The organism is Pectobacterium odoriferum (genome assembly GCF_009931295.1).
Lineage (GTDB): Bacteria > Pseudomonadota > Gammaproteobacteria > Enterobacterales > Enterobacteriaceae > Pectobacterium > Pectobacterium odoriferum.
The window spans coordinates 1,295,736-1,312,617 of sequence record NZ_CP034938.1; the positions used below are offsets into that span (position 1 = coordinate 1,295,736).

A 16,882-nucleotide genomic window follows, 5' to 3' on the forward strand; every position below is an offset into this window, starting at 1 on the left:
TTCTTATCCGGCAGGCAAGCCGGCTTACAGCGACGGTAGCGTCTCGCCACTAGCTTGATGACGTTCAATACCCAGCATATCCAGCAGATTATCGACGGCAGCGGCATAGTTAACTGTCGCCTCCCAGCCGTCGTATAACGCGCCGATGCGTGAGGTTTCGGCCTGCAACACGTCTTGCTCAACGCTGAGCAGATCGTTCAGGCTGCGCTTGCTGAGTTTATATTCATCCTGATAGACGTTGCGGGTGTAGGTCGCGCTGGTAATTTGCTGCTGGCTGGCTTTTTCACGCTGCTGCGCACCGATGAGATCGGCATAGGCCGTGGAGGCTTTCTGATTCATATCCAGCTTCGCCGCTTCGACTTCGGCCTGCGCCGCTTCGCGCGTGCCTGACGCGGCATCAACGCGTGCGCTGACAGCCCCGCCCTGATAAAGCGGGGCTTCTACCACCAGCTGTAGCTGGTCATCCCAGTAATTACGCCTGTCGGTTTCATAGCGGGTACGGCCCGCCTGCACGGCAATAGTGGGAAAGTGTTGCGCTTCCGCCTGACGAATGCGGTGGCGCGAGGCCTCTTGCTTGGACTGCGCGCTTAGCACCGCATTACTCTGCTGGTACGGGAGCGCCTTGAGCGTAATCTTTTGTTGCAGCAGCGCACGGGGCAGATCGGGCAGGGCGCTGGGGAGAACGCCGGTCAACACGCTGAGCTGTGCCAGCGAGGAACGTTCCAGTGCCCGATATTGTTCCAGCGTCGCTCGCATACCTGCGATGCGGGTTTCCGCCTGTAGGATGTCGGATTGCGTACTGAGACCGGCTTCGGCGCGGAGTGTCGCGGTGTCTTTTACCAGACTCAGTGACGTGATATTGCGCTCTGCGGCCTGACTCAGTTCCTGATAGCGTTTGATTTTCAGGTAGGTGAGCAAGGTTTGCTGGCCGACCGTGGTCATGGTGCCGTAGAGCTGATAGCGGTAGGCGTCTGACAGGCTGTGCTGCTCATCAATGCTGCCGCCGGTCTTACCGAAATCGTACAGGAGCTGTTTCAGCGTAAGACCCGCGGTGGAATTGTTGCTCATCGTACCGCCAGTATCACTTTGATCTGAGCGGCCGACGTTGCCGTTCAGGCCGATTTGCGGGAACCAGGCGCTTTGCGCCACGCGCAGATCGGCTTCACCGACGCGAATTTGCGCCGAGGCCTGTGCGATTTGTGGGTTACGTGCGAACGCGCGGAGAATAGCCTGTTTGAGATCCAGACTCTCGACTTGTTGTTCTGTCGGTGCGGCAGACCAGTCAAACGCGACAGCCTGAGCGAACGTCGGCGGGCTATAGAGGAAAGGAAGGCCACAGGCCAGCCCGAGCGCCAGCCCGGTCGTCAGCACACAATGCGGCGTGTGATGGCGTAATGTGCGAGTCAAAAAAGCGCGATTGCGCGGAAAAAACCTGTCCCTGATAAAAATTCTGATAAAAAATGGTTTGTGCATCAATGACCCCTGTTTTCATCACTCTTTGTTTTAGTTCCTTTAAAGGGTGGTCAGCCTGTTGGTAACAGTGGTTTTCCCTAACTGACCTCCTTTCAACATCTTCCCCCCTTGGCAGGGGGAAGGTGTTAACACCGTTACACCATATTGACGAGCAGACCTTGCTGCACCAGTACATCTCCCAAGTTGTTGGCGTTATCTAACGATGAATGGTGGTAGACGTCGAAACGCTGACCATCAATATCGCGCTGTCCTACCGTGCTCCACGCCCCTTCGCCTGGGATGAGGTTCACCTGATTGCCTTCGCCCCCGACGATCAGCAGGTCATCCTCTGGTCGGTCAGTGACATTCAGGGCGCGGTCGAGATCCAGCGTGATGCTATTGGTGCCGTTTTGGCCTAAATCGAAGATCTCCACATTGTCGATTTTCAGCCCCAGCGCGGTGAGATCCAGATTGAGCTCGGTACCATCCAGAACCAGCGTATCAATGCCGTTGCCGCCATCGATCTGGGTGAAATCGAGCGTTGAGAGCGTAATGAGATCGTCGCCTTCACCGCCTTCGACATCTGTACCTGTTTGCACACTGCCGTCGGCCAGACTGATGACGACCCCGCCGATGGCATAAATGCTCTCTTCCACGTCGGTACTGGCGCTGTTGTCGATGGTGTGCGTCTCGCTGAGTGCGACCGCCGCCATTTTCGAGCTGACATGAAGGGGTTGCACATCGGCGCTTTCCCCAGTGTCACTCTGTTCGCTGGACAGCGAAGACACCTGAGCGACGCTGCTATCGTCAACATCCAGCGCCATCATGCTCATCAGCGGTAACCCGAGGGAGATACCGGAAGTTAATCCTGCGGATACGCCGGTGAAGTTGCCCGCCTGATCGGTGACGGAGGCTTCAACTGCCGTTCCCAACAGCGCGGTCAAAATTGCGCCCACGTTGAACACGTTGATACCCAGTAACGAGCTGCTGAATTGCGCACTCCATTTGCCATCGGAGCCGACGGTACCCTGTAGCGTCTGGCCGAGCAGCGTGACGGTTACCTTGGCCCCTTGCTGCACGTAGCGCGATGTTCCGCTGACAGTGATGCCGTTCGCTAGTAGGCCAACCGTGTTACCAATCAGCGATCCCACCGCATCAATACCCAACTGTGGCAACTGGTGCGTTTTCACGATCACATTGCTGCTGGTATTGTTGGTGTTGCCATAGCGGTCAGTGACTTTGACACCGACGGATAAATTGCCATCGGCGATGTTGAGCAGGTTAGCGCTCGGGACGCTGATGCTCCAGGTACCGTTGCTGGCGACAGCGGCGTTGAGTACGAGTCCGCCCACGGTCAGCGTGACGTTACCGCCTGCCGCGTTGGTTGTGGTTCCGCTGATGATCTGGTTGATGCCCGCTTCGGCCAGATTCAGATAGCCGTCTCCGCCAAACAGGGAACCGAGGTTGACCGTTGGCAGTGCATGAACGCCCACACCGATTGAGGCGCCCGCGCTGGTCGTTTTCCCTGCGGCGTTGGTCAGAGAGGCGCTGAGGGAAAGCGTGCCGTCGGTCAGACTGTTGAGATCGAGCGGAGGCAAGCTGACTGACCAGCTACCGTTGCTTTGCACCACGGCAGAGTAAGTCTTAGTACCCAGCGAAATCTGGATCGTGGAACCTATCGCATTGGTACTGGTTCCGCTGATGACCTGGCCCGCTGCTGCCTCGACTGCATTGAGCAGGCCGTCACCGCCAAAGAGTGGGCTGATGGTCAGCGTCGGTTGGCCGCTAATCGCTACGCTGACGGTACTGGTTTGTGTGCCCACGTTACCCGCCGCATCAACCAAACGAACGCCGACGTTAGTGACGCCATCCGCAAGGGCTTTCAAGTCGAGGCTAGGGACCGGCAGGCTCCAACTGCCGTTTGCACCGACCGTTGTGGTGTAGGTTTTACTGCCCAGCGTGACGTTGATCGCCGTGCCCGCGGGGACATTGGCCGTGGTCCCGCCGATGAGCTGCGTACTCAACAGGCTGGGGAGATCCAGGACACCGTTGTTGAACAGCGGGTTAAGGGTGATGGTCGGCGGCAATATGGCGATGTTGAGGCCTGTGCTGATACCCGTGCTGTTGCCTGCCGGATCGGTTACCGTTGCGCTGACGGTGAGGTTACCATTCGCCAGACCGGACAGTTGCAGCGGCGTGACGCTGGTGCTCCAGGTGCCGTCATTGCCGACGGTCGCATTTAGCGTCAGGGTGCCAATGCGTATCACGACAGACGATCCCGCGACGGCGTTAGTGGTGGTGCCGCTAATCGTCTGCGTCAACGCGGCTTCTGCGGCATTGAGGAAACCGTCACCGCCAAACAGTGAGCCAAGGCTAATTGTCGGCAGGTTTTTGGCAATAATATTGATAGCGTTATTGACCGTGCCGGTATTGCCGGAAGCATTTGTGACCGACACATTCAGCGTGGTACTGCCATCGAGCAGCGTGCTGAGATCGGACGGTTGCAGCGTCAGGCTGAACGCGCCTCCCGCTCCAACCGTAGACAGGAAGGTTTTACCACCAAGGGTAACGGCAACCTGCGATCCGGCGCTGGCATTGGTGACCACGCCACCGATCGTTTGCGCCACCAGCGCTTCTGCCGCATTGATGAAGCCATCGTTGCCAAATACCGGGTTGAGCGTAATCACTGGCTGGGCGAAATCGAACTTGATGCCAGCGCTGCCGCTGCTGCTATTGCCTACGCTGTCTGTCGCGGTGGCGCTCACAGTGAAATCACCGCTGCCGAGCCCTTGTAGAATACCCAGTACGCTAGGGGTGACGGCAGCACTCCACTTGCCATCCGAGCCGACGGTGGCTGTGGCGATTTGTGAACCTGAAATGCTGAGTGTAATGGTTCTGCCTGCCAGACCGGTGGCTGTGCCGCTAAGCGTTTGGTTGACCAGCAGGTCGCCCAGATTCAGCAGGCTATCGCCAAAGACCGGATTGAGCGTAATACTCGGCAGATTCTTGATGACTGCCGGGACGTTCACGATCTGGCTGGCGGTGTTGCCCGCATGATCGGTGACCGCGACGCCCAGCGCCAGCGTGCCATCCTGCAAGGCCTGCAAGTCAAGGGCAGGAACGGACAGGCTCCAGGCTCCGCCTGCACCGACGGTAATCCCAGTGTAAAGCTTGGTGCCCAACGTCACGGCAACCGTTGCGCCAGCGCCGATATTCACATTGCTGACTACGCCGCTGATAATCTGGCTGGTCGCGACATCCGCCGCATTCAGTGCGCCATCCGTGAAGGCCACAACAGAATCAATGACTGGTAGGGTTTTCAACACGTCAATATCGACCAGTTGATTCTTCACATTGCCGTGTGAATCGACGATGTCGACGTTAACCGCCAGCACGCCATTGCTTAAGCCAGTGAACACGTTCGAGGGCAGGGCAACGCTCCAGGCCCCGTTGGCTCCGACGGTGCCTTCCACTGTGGTGCCCAACACGGTGACCTGTACTTTCGCACCCAGATAGTTGCCAGTCGCGTTACCGCTGATGACTTGTGTTAACAGTGATTCGGCCAGATTGAGGATGCCATCGTTACCGAAGATATCGGTAATGCCTGCGCCGAGCGTCTTGTTCAGTGCGACATCCAGCGTGACATCAAGGTGTGCGCTATTGCCTGAGGTATCGGTCAGCGTCACGCCGATGACCTGCGGCCCGTCGATCAGGTTTTGTAAATTGGCGGACAGGACCGGAATCGTCCAGTTGCCGTCGGAACCGACGGTTGTCGTGCCTGTCAGCGGTCCGGCGGTTAACGTAACCGTGGCACCTACTTCGCCTGTACCGGTAATCGCCGCGCCCGCTACCGCTTCAGCCAGCGTCAGGATATTGTCATCGAACAATGTCACGCTGAGCAGTGGAATACCCGTATCGACGGTAACGACCTGTATATCCGTGGCGGTATTTCCTGCTGTGTCCGTGAGCGTTGCCGTAATGGTGTGGGAGCCATCGGTCAACTTTGCCAGATCGGCGGCAGGGACACTCACACTCCAGGTGCCGGTGACGGAAACCTGAGCGCTGTAGGTTTTTCCATTCAGCACCACGCTGACGAACTGTCCGGCCTCCGTGGTGGATGCCGTCCCCGTAATCGTCTGTGCGGTACTGGCTTCTGTGCCGCCCAGCACGTTATCACCAGCAAAAGTAACGATATCCAGCGTGGGCGCTACCGTATCGACCAGCACCGTTCTCGTGAGGCTCGCATCTAACGACGTCGCGGTGATATTGACGTTGCCTTGCGTGGTGAAATAGAGGCTGGCGGAAATGGTGGTACTCCAGAAGCCATTGGCGTCGGTGATGACGACAAGTGGTGTCCCTCCAATGTTAAGCGATACCGGGGTCATCACCGATGATGGGCCGATAGAACGCCCGGAAATGGTGACATTACCGTTTATCTCGCTGGCGTTAATGATGTTGTCGCCTGCTATCGGGTCGATCACCATCACCATGGGAGGTTGTGTCAGGTTGACGTTGAATCCCACGCTGGCTTGTGTCGCCGGATTACCCGCTTTATCCGTTGCATCGGCGGTGATCGTGTACGCCGTATTTGCCAGAGCCTGCAAATCGGCTGATGAGATGGTTACGCTCCATGTTCCGCCTGCGAGAATTTTTCCCGTGTACTCGACGTTATTCAGCGTGACGGTCACGTTTTGACCCACCTCTAACCCAGTGGAGGTGCCGCTGATGGTCTGCGTGGTGCGGCTTTCTGCGTAGTTGAGGCCATCCAGCCCAGCGAACGCGGTAATTGCCAGTGTTGGTGAGGCTTGTACGGCAAGGATCGCCTGAGAATTCAACGTAGTGCTGTTGCCCACAGCATCGGTTGCCGTGATGACGATGTTATGTGTTCCGTCAGCAAGCTGGCTGAGTTGTGTTGGGGTCAGCGTGGCTGTCCATACGCCTCCGCTAATCGTTGTGGAGAGGTTTTCTCCACCAAATGTGACCGTTACGTTCACGGCATCCCCCGCGTTACCACTCAGCGTTCTGCCCAGCAGAGTGCCCGCTTCCACGATACTCAGGTAGCCGTCGTCAAACGGGGTAGTTAAGGTGATAGCCGGTGGCGTGAGATCGCTGGTAAAGGTGATGGGAGTCGTACCGACGTTGCCCGCTGCATCGACGGCGGTCACCGTGATGGTATGTTGACCATCGACCAGCGAATTCAACGCATTCGGAGGGAGTGTAACGGACCAGTTGCCGTTACTATCCACTGTCGCGGTATAGCGAATGCCGTTGAGGTCGATCTCCAGTTTAACGTTTTGCCCGTTGCCGCCAATCTGCGTGCGGCCCGAAAAGGTCAGCGCAGATGCGGCTTCGGCGCTGCTCAGGATGCCATCGATGCCAAATGGTTGTACATCGACAATCGGGGCGGGCAGCGTTTGCGCCGAACTGACATCGAGCGCCGTGCTGGTATTGCTATTGCCCACCCAGTCGGTGACCTTGACGCTAATGCTGTAATTGCCTTCGGTAAAGAGCGCCAAATCGGCAGGGCTCAGATTTCTGGACCAGCCGCCTAACCCGTCTGCGGTGGCGGTAAAGGTGGTGACTGCCTGCGTGGCTTTGTTGGTCACGGTAATCGTGACTTCCTGGCCTGTGCTGGTAATACCGGTTTTACCCGTTAAGGTCTGGATGGCCTGAATTTCGGTGGTGTTAAGGATACCGTCGCCAAACGGCAGGTCCAGCGTTGCCACTGGCATGGTGGTGGTCAGCACATTTGCTGTGGCTGATGTGGTACTGGTGTTGCCCGCAGCATCGGTCACGGTGACAGTGAAATTCACTGAGCCATCCGGCAGGTCGATCAGCGTCTGGCGATCCAGTGATAACGACCAGCTACCGTTAGCATTCACGGTGGCTGGGAGGCTTGTGCCGTTAATGCTGACCGACACGGTTTGTCCCACGTTGCTGGTTAGCCCCGTTTGCCCGGATAGCGTCGCGCCCGGCTGTGCATCAGCCAGGCTCAGTTTGCCATCGCCGAACGGCGTATCCAGCGAGGCGACGGGAAGCCCCGCAATCACGCTGGTGAAGGTTCCGTTTCCTGTGCCCGTGTTGCCCGCGTGGTCAGTGACGGTGACGTTGATGGTGTGTGTGCCGTCACCGAGTGAAGTCAAATCGGCAGATGGCAGTGTCACATTCCACTGACCATTGGCGGCGACGGTGGCGCTGTAGGTGTGTGTTAACGTGCCGTTGGTGATCGAGACAGACACGCTCTGGCCTGGATCGATGAGCCCCGTTGTCCCCGTCAGCAGCTGATCCGCCGTGCTTTCTACCTGATTGAGTACGCCGTCAACAAACGGTGTGGCGATACTGATGGTGAAATTGGTGTGGATGACGACATCCAACGTACCGCCCGCGCTGCCGGTATTACCCGCGCTGTCTGTGACCGTCGCGCTGACCTGTACGTTGCCATCTGCCAGAATGCTAAGCGCATTGGCCGGAATGGTGGCGCTCCACAGGCCGCCCGCGAGCGTCACACCTGTCGTGGTGTAAGCCCCGATCGTAACCTGAATCACTGTCCCGACGGGCAGGTTGGTGTAACTGCCGCCAATGGTTGTTGCCGTCGCCAGCTCCGCGATAGTCAGGACGTTGTTGTCATAGAGCGAATCCAGCGTCAGTGTCGGGAGTGATTGCGTTTTTAGCGTGATATCAATGCTGGCGGCGCTGGCATTGCCTGCGCCGTCGGTCACGCTGGCTTGCAGCGTTTTCACACCGTCGCCCAACGCCAGCAGATCGCTTGCCGCAACGGTGATTTGCCAAACGCCGTTGCTATCGGCGACAGCGCTATAGACTGCCGTACCGACTTTTATCGTGACCAGAAGGTTCGCTTCGGCCTTGCCGCTCAGCGGTAGTCCGGCTAGCGCGTCCGCCAAACCGATGTCGCTGGTGTCAACCAACATGTCGATAGACAGCAGCGGTGGAACGGTATCGACCGTAAACGGATGCGTTGCGGTGGCTGGGTTCTGCGCGATGTCACTGACCGTTGCGGTCACATCCTGGCTGCCCTGCGGCAGATTTTGTACATCGCTGGCGGGAACGGTCGTGTTCCAGCTACCGTCAGCGCCAACGGTCGCCAGATACGTTTTGCTATTCAGCGTCACCGTGACGCGCTGCCCCACCTGAACATTCGTTGTTGAACCAGAGATGAGCAGGTCAGACTGCGTATCCTGCGCGCTGACGACATCGTTACCAGATAGGGTGGCGATGGTGATGGCTGGCAGGTTAGTCGCATCGGTGATGACGGTAATGCTATGCGTCGCTGAACCGGGGTTGCCGCTCACATCCGTTACGCTGGCACTCACGGTTTGTTTACCATCAGGGATGTTGCCGACATCCGTTGCGGGCACCTGTACGCTCCAACTGCCATCGGCCCCCACGGTGGCGAAGTAAATTCCACCGTTGAGCGTGATAGTAACTTGCTGGCCCTGTTCCACATTCTGGCTGCTGCCGCTGATGGTCAACGGTAAGCCAGATTCGGCCAGATTGAGGTAATCATCGGTCGACAGTGTGGCTATCGTCAGGATCGGTGCTTTAGCCGGATCGGTATCCAGCGTAATCGAATGGCTTACCGTACCGGTGTTTCCGGCGACATCGGTCAAGGTGGCGGTGATTGCCGTCATGCCGTTCGGCATGTTTTGCAAGTCGCCGGCAGGCACGGTAACGTGCCAGGTACCATCGGCCTGCGCCAGCCCTTGATAGATCTGCCCATTGATAGTGACGTTAACAATGATGGGGCGGCCGCTGTCGTTGAGGGGCGATGTGCCGGTGATTTCCAGCGGCAGCAGGCTTTCCGCGATGTTGATGATATCGTCAATGCCAATCGGGTTGATGGTCAGCACTGGCGGCGTCAAGTCAACAAATGCGCTGCCCTGAACGGTGGACGTATTGCCTGCCGCATCGCTGACGGTAACGGAAATATTGAGTAGTCCGTCTGCCAGCGGAGTCAGAACGCTCGGTGACAGTTGAAGGCTCCAGTTACCGTTGCTGTCAACCATGCCGGAATAGACCGTGGTGCCAATGGTGATGCTGACGGTTTGCCCGGAGCCGCGCAGGCCCGTCGTACCGGAAAGCGTTTGTCCGGTCTGTGCGTCGCTGAGATTCAGGTAACCGTTGCTGAATGGCATATGCAGCGATGCCACTGGTGGATTATTGATGCTGACGCCCAGTTGTTGCGTACCTGACAGGGTATTACCCGCCTGATCGACCGCCGTGACGTTAACCGTGATGATGCCATCCCCCAGCACTTGCAGATCGGCTGGCTGAATGGTGGCGCTCCAGGTCCCGTCTGGCTGTACCTGAACGGTATAGGTTTTCCCGTTAAGTATGACGTTGACGTCCGTGCCCGCAGCGACGTTGACGGCACCGCCGTTAATCGTAATGCCGCTTGCCGCTTCCTGCACATTTAGCTGGTTATCCCCGGTAATTGGCGCAATAGACAGCCCACTCGCGTTGGTATTCACCGTGACGGTGCTGCTGGATGTCGCGGTATTGCCAGAGACATCACTCACGCTGACGGTAATCGTCTGGCTGCCGTTAACCAGCAGTGCCATGTCGGCATCTGAGATCGTGGTGCTCCAGCTCCCGTTCGACAGAACCTGTGCGGTGTACGCTTTGCCATTGAAGCTAATCGTTACCGTCTGGCCTTGTTCAACATTTTTACTGGTACCGCTGATCACCTGACTGACGCGCGCTTCTGCTCCGTCGATAATGTTGTTGCCAGCGAAAGTACCAATTGTAACGACCGGTGCATTGAGCGGGCTGGCATCGACGCTAATAGTCTGCGTGGTGGTGGTGGTATTACCTGCGGCGTCGGTCAGACGTGTCACGATGCTGTAATTGCCATCGGACAGGTTACTCAGATCGGCTGACGGAATGGTGATGTTCCAGGTGCCGTCACTGCCGACGGTGCCGCTGTAGGTTTTCCCATTCAGCGTGGCGGTCACGGTTTGACCCGCGCTGGACGGTGAGGCGGTACCGGTTAGCAACTGATTGCTCAGAACCTCGGTGCTATTCAGGATGTTGTCAGCCGTAACGCTGGTGGTTGTCAACGTAGGCGGCGTACGTGCCACGGTTATGTTGCTGGTTAGGGTGCTGCTGTTTCCGGCCGCGTCACTGACGCTCACCTGCAATGCGGTGGTGCCATTCGGCAGATTTTGCAGGCCATTTGCAGGCAGAGAAATCGTCCAGTTACCTGCCGCATCCACGATCCCGGTGTACGTCACGCCGCCGAGTGTGGCGGTGACGGTTTGCCCTGGTGAGGCGATACCGGTTGTGCCGCTGAGCGTCTGAGTCACGCCCGCTTCTGCGGCATTGAGTATGCCGTCGCTGAACGGTGTGTTCAGCGTCAGCGTCGGGCTACTGTGGGTGAAGACCTCGATCGTACGGCTGCCGCTTAACACATTCCCTGTACTGTCTACCGTCGTGACGGTCAAGGTTGAGGTGCCGTCGGCCAGCGTGCTGACATCCGCTGCTGATACGGTGATGCTCCAGGTGCCGTTCGGTTGTACGACGCCAGCATAGCTTTTCCCGTTCAGCGTAATCGTGACGGCGGTGCCTGCTGCCACGTTCTGGCTGCTGCCGTTGACGGTGAGATCTTGAGAGGCTTCGGCTTGATTCAGTTTGTCATCGCCCGCGACGGTATCGATGGCGATACCGCTCAGGGAGGTGTTCACCGTAATTGTCTGGCTAAGCGTTGCGGGGTTACCGCTGACGTCGTTGACGCCAATCGTGACGGTATGCGCGCCTTGTGCCAGATGAAGGAGATCGACAGACGGTACGCTGACGCGCCATTGGCCGTTGCTGTCAACCGTTGCGGTGTAGGTGTTGTCGCCGAGCGTCACGGTAACGCGCTGCCCCGCCTCGACATTCAGGCTGCTGCCGCTGATGATTTGCGCGACGTTGATTTCCCCCCCGTCGATGATGTTATTGAGCGCGATGGCATTGACGGTGAGCAGCGGCAAATTGGCCGGATTGGCATCCAGCGTTAATGATCCTGTGCTGGTGGCGCTGTTGCCTGATGCACTAGTCAATGATGCTGTCACCGTGTAATTGCCGTCAGCCAGAGCCTGAAGGTCGGCGGCGGGAATGGTGGTGCTCCAACTACCGTCAACCTGAATTTGCGCCTGATAATTTTTATTGTTGACCGTGACAGTGACGGTGCGCCCGGCTTCTGACTGTAGCGCGTTACCGGAGATCACCTGATCGTTCAGGCTTTCGGCGGCGTTGATGATGCCGTCGCTGGTCAGTGGTTTCAGCGTTAGAAGAGGGCGAACCATATCGACGGTAATATCGCGAATGCCCTGTATGCTGTTGCCCGCGGTATCCGTCGCTTCTACGCGGATGGTCTGTACGCCGGTTGGCAGAAGTTGCAGGTCGGCGGCGGGAAGCGCGGCACTCCAGTTCCCCTGATTATCCACGGTTGCTGTATAGGTTTTGCCGTTCAGCGTGACAATGACGCTCTGGCCCCCTCCGGCAATCCCGGTTTTCCCTGTCAGGTTCTGCCCGCTGGCTGATTCGATGATGTTCAGTATGCCGTCGCCGAAAGGCTGGTCAATCGTTGGCTGTGGTAGGTTGTTAATATGGATATCAACATCGCGGCTGGCGGTGACAGGGGCATCACCGGGGTTGGCGACGCTGGCGGTAATGGTTGCTGTGCCATCCGGTAAGGCAAGTATGTCACTGCTGCCGATCGTAACGCTCCAACTCCCGTTTGCGGCGATCGTACCGATATAGGCCTTGCCATTGAGCGTAACGGTGACACTTTCTCCTGGGGTGACGTTGACCGTCGAACCCGAAATCGTCAGCGGCTGTGAGGCTTCGAGGCGGTTGATCTGGTTATCAATCGCGACAATGCTGATGGAGATGCTGTCATTGTCCATATCAACATTGGACCAGTTCTCATAGCTTCCCGCATTTCCTGCCTGATCTGAAACCTGCGCACTGATGGACACGGTGCCTTCAGAGAGTTGTGCCATGTCTTCAGCAGGGATTTCCACGCTCCAGTTCCCACTACTCCTGATAGTGGCGAAGTAGAATTTTTTGTTGAGAAGAATGGTCGCAATCTGACCGGTTTCCACATTGGCGCTGGTGCCCGTTAGCCACTGGCTGACTTTGAGGTCGGCCGCGCTGATGACGTTGTTCTCATTGACGAAAGGGTTAACGAAGATCGTCGGTTGGAACGCGGGATCCGCACTGAGCTCAATGGATTTTTCGACGCTGACGGTATTGCCGACTGCATCGGTTAGCGAGGCAGACAGTGTGTAGCTGCCATCGGCCATGCCGCGCAGGGCCGCCGTGGGTAAATTGATACTCCAGTTGCCATTAGTGCCAACAACGCCGGTATAGAACTGCCCATCGAAGGTGATAACGACGGTGCGACCCGCTTCGCTGACTGAGGCGGTGCCGTTGACGGTCTGGTTGCTTTGCGATTCGACCATATTGATGGTGTCATCGCCTGCAATAGTGCCGATAGTCAGGGTAGGGGCCGTAAAGTCGGTTGGGCTAACAAACGTTTTGCCCGCCTGATTGCCCGCGGCATCCTGCGCGGTCACCAACAGCGTGTTGTTGCCTTCCGGTAACTGCTGGAGATCGGCCGCAGGGACGGTGACTTTCCAGCTACCTGCCGTATCAACCGTTCCCGTATAAGATTTCCCGCCGAGCGACAGGATGACGGTCTGCCCCGCACCGCTGATGCCGGTGTGGCCAGTAATCGTCTGGCTGACCTGCGCCTCTGCACCGTTCAGTGAACCGTTGCCGAATGGCGTATCAATCGTCGGTTGCGGCAGGGTATGAATGTGAACGCCGAGCGTGTGATTGTCCGTTACGGCACCGCTTCCCGCCACATTCACGCTGGCGGTCACGGTGGCATTGCCATCAGACAGCAACTGGAGGTCGGCACTGGGGATTTGCAGCGTCCAACTGCCGTCGGCGGCAACGTTCGTGGTGTAGTTCTTTCCGTTCAGCGTCACGGTCACCGTCTGCCCCGCAGGGACATTGGCAGTATTCCCGCTGATCGCCAGCGGTTGCAGGGATTCTGCCCGGCTTAACAAGTTATCGCTGGCGACAATGTTGATGGCGATGCTGTCGCCAGATTTATCGACGTTGATATTCTGGCTTCCGCTCGCGGCGTTGCCCGCTTTGTTACTCACATTAACGCTAATGCTGTGCGCGCCATCCGCCAGCAGGGCGATATCTGCGGTTGAAACGTTGATGCTCCAGACACCGCCGGATTGCACGGTGGCAAGATAGGTTTTTCCATTCAGACTAATGATGACAACCTGTCCCGCTTCGACATTGGTGGTGGTTCCGCTCAACTGCTGACTAACTTTTGCTTCCGCGCCATCAATGACATTATCGCCTGCGAAATTATTGATGGTAATGGTCGGCACGGTGGTTGCACCGCTGTCAATGGTCAGCGGGCGGGTAACCGTTGTGGTATTGCCTGCGGCATCGGTCAGCGTAACGGTCAGGGTATGATTACCGTCTGCGATAGCGACCAGATCGGTTGTTGGCAGCGTGACGCTCCAGTTTCCGTCGCTGCCGACGGTGGCGGTGTAGGGTTTGGCATTCAGCGTAACGGTGACTGTGCGTCCGGCTTCGCTAAGCGATGCTGTCCCGCTGACCACCTGATTGACGGCCAGTTCTGTGCCATTGAGGACATCGTCCTGAGCGATAGCGGAGACGGTGAGCGTCGGTGGCGTTGTATCCACGGTGATATTTTGCGTTATGGTCGCTTCGTTGCCTGCAATATCGCGGACGACGATCTCCAGCACGCTGATGCTGTTTGATGGCAGATTTTGCAGCACGCTTTTAGGTACAGTGACTGTCCAGTGCCCGTTGGCATCCACTGTTCCTGTCACATAGTACCCGCCGATCGTCAGGCTGACGGTTTGGCCCCTGCCGATAATCCCCGTTTCCCCGCGGATGACCTGATCCTGCGCGGCTTCGGCGGCGTTTAATACGCTGTCAGTGAACGGTGGTGTCAGCGTAATGGAAGGGAGCGTGTTGATATGTACATCCAGCGTGTGGTCGACGGTGACGGTATCACCACTGATTCCCTGTACGCTGGCACTGATGGTGTTACTGCCGTCTGATAACAGAAGCAGGTCGGCGCTGGGGATGTTCAAAGACCATTTGCCGTCTGCGCCTGTTGTAGTGGTATAGGGTTTTCCATTCAATGTGACTGTGACGGTTTGGCCAGCGGCAACGTTGGCCGTTGTGCCATCAATCGTTAGCGGCTGCCCCGCTTCCACGGCATTCAGACGGTCATCTGTCGAGACGATGCTGATGTTGACTGCTTCGGCGCTGGTATCCACCGTGATGGTTTGTGGCGGCAGCGTGGTGGTGTTGCCGGCTTTATCCGTTAATGACGCCACCAGATTGTAGGTGCCGTTAGTCAGCGCCTGGATATCACCGGAAGGAATAAGTACGCTCCAGGCGCCGTCGCTTCCCACTGTCGTCGTGTAGGTTGTGCCGTTAAACGTTATCGTCACGGTCTGGCCGACATCTGATAAGGAAGCCGTACCGGAGACAACTTGTGAGGACTGGAGCTCGTCGGCTGTGAGTCTGTTGTCTCCGGTAAACGGTGACAGGGACAGCTCCGGTGGCGTGGTGTCGACAATAATGGTGCGGTTGACCACGGTGATATTGCCAGCATTATCGCTGATCGTGAACGACAAGGCGTGTTCACCTTCGCTCAGTGCACGAAGGTCTGCGGCGGGCACGGTCAGGGTCCAGTTACCGTCTGCATTAATGGTCGTAGTATAGGTTTTCCCATTGAGCGTGATGGTTACGCGCTGGCCTACTTCACCGGTTCCGTTGAGGATCTGGCCGTTTGCCAGTTCTCCGACGGTGAGATAATTGTCGCCCGTAAATTTATCAACGGTTAGATTTGGAGGCAGGGTATCAATGGTGAGGTCGAGGATTTTCTCATGGATAACACCATTAGCACCCGGCACGCTCACTTTTAATGTGTAAATGCCGTCCTGCAGCCCAGTAAACGCATCTGCTGGCAGCGTAAAGCGCCAACTACCGTCGGCTGCAATGGTGGTGGTGTAGACCACGCCGTTCAACGTGATAGTGACCGTCTGCCCCTCGCTGACGCCGACAGTCTTCCCACTGAGAATGTGGGATTGACCGATCTCCACACGATTCAGGATATTATCCCCAGCGAAAGTATCAATGGTTAAGGATTCTGGCGCTGTAGGTGTTGTGGGCTTATTGTCGTCGCTTGATGAACCCACGGCGATTGCTGCTCCGCCGATGGCGATTGCACCCAGAATCCCCCCCAACGTGGTTGCTGATAACGTGCTGGTGGTGGTGCTGCCAATCAGCAATGACGTCATATCGCCCAGCGCGGTGTATTCGGGTGTAAGGGCAATGGCTTCCGCCGCGAGGGCCGCACCTTCTGCTGCCGCCGCACCGGAAAACTGCGCATGGATGAGTCGGGTGCCATCGTCAAAAACCAGCTCGCTGTGATAGCCCGCGGCATCCAGAGTAAAGAAGCTTTCATAGCGGACGGTGGTACCGTCGCTCATGTGCAAGATAAGATCGTTGCCGACACGCTCATAGCGAGACACCACGTCGGGTGTGCCATAGATTCTGACGGTGCTGCTTTCCAGCAGCTCGACATTTGTGGTTCCTTCCGGTACAGCTCTGATAAATTGACCACCCTGACGCGACAGGATATTTGCATTTCCCGCAATAACATTCATATCTGACATGAAATAGCCTCTTGCTTATCTGCAACCATTGTCTTAATACCTCTTCCGGCGGATCGGGGCCGTAACGGAAGACGTATGGGGATATGCACCACCAACAAAAAGCGGGGTGCTAAAGCCGACCTGGTTCAGAGACAAAAAAGCAGTAATAGTCAAATATGGCTAAATATATTGCTGTGGTTCCCTCTTCCGTGAGGATTAGGTTATCGGGATCATATTCACCCAATTCTTGATATTTATAGGTGTGGCTTAACTAAAAATCCAACTTTTTTGAAATGTTTTGAAAATAAAAAATATGACAATATTCTTACGTATTAAATGGCTTATCGGCATTACTTTCCTTATTTAATTATTACCACACTAACTATAATGTTAAATTACCATTCCTTAGCGCATCTGGTGGCTTGGTAATGCGCCTTTGTCCACACTTGAGTGAGGTGCTATGAGTTGCTCATCGTGAAGAGAGAGGTTTTATCTGGATTTGTTGTATCAATTTGTGTTTATTTTTGTTAGCGGTAATAGGTGAGCGTTAAGCGGGATGTGTTGACAGAAAAATGATAACGAAGTGTGATGATTAATCATATTTTCTTATGCGTTGTATTGACGATATCAAGCGTGGTTTTTGAATAGATGCCGTCTGGCGTAGTGCTGGATATGAGAATTATTCTTGATATCACGGTCAT

The 16,882-nt window shown here is 56.5% G+C and carries 2 protein-coding genes; both read right to left on the reverse strand.

The features are described from left to right. Window positions 1-24: 24 nt before the first annotated feature. Window positions 25-1,473, reverse strand: coding sequence for a TolC family outer membrane protein (locus EO763_RS05775; protein WP_161528372.1), 1,449 nt, complete (start codon window positions 1,471-1,473; stop codon window positions 25-27). A gap of 134 nt (window positions 1,474-1,607) precedes the next feature. Then, window positions 1,608-16,202, reverse strand: coding sequence for an Ig-like domain-containing protein (locus EO763_RS05780; RefSeq protein WP_161528373.1), 14,595 nt, complete (start codon window positions 16,200-16,202; stop codon window positions 1,608-1,610). Between the last annotated feature and the right edge of the window lie 680 nt (window positions 16,203-16,882).

Excerpts from the sequence above, each read along its gene's own strand:
- EO763_RS05775 (WP_161528372.1), bottom strand. The coding sequence starts at position 1,473 with ATGCACAAACCATTTTTTATCAGAATTTTTATCAGGGACAGGTTTTTT.
- EO763_RS05780 (WP_161528373.1), bottom strand. The coding sequence starts at position 16,202 with ATGTCAGATATGAATGTTATTGCGGGAAATGCAAATATCCTGTCGCGT.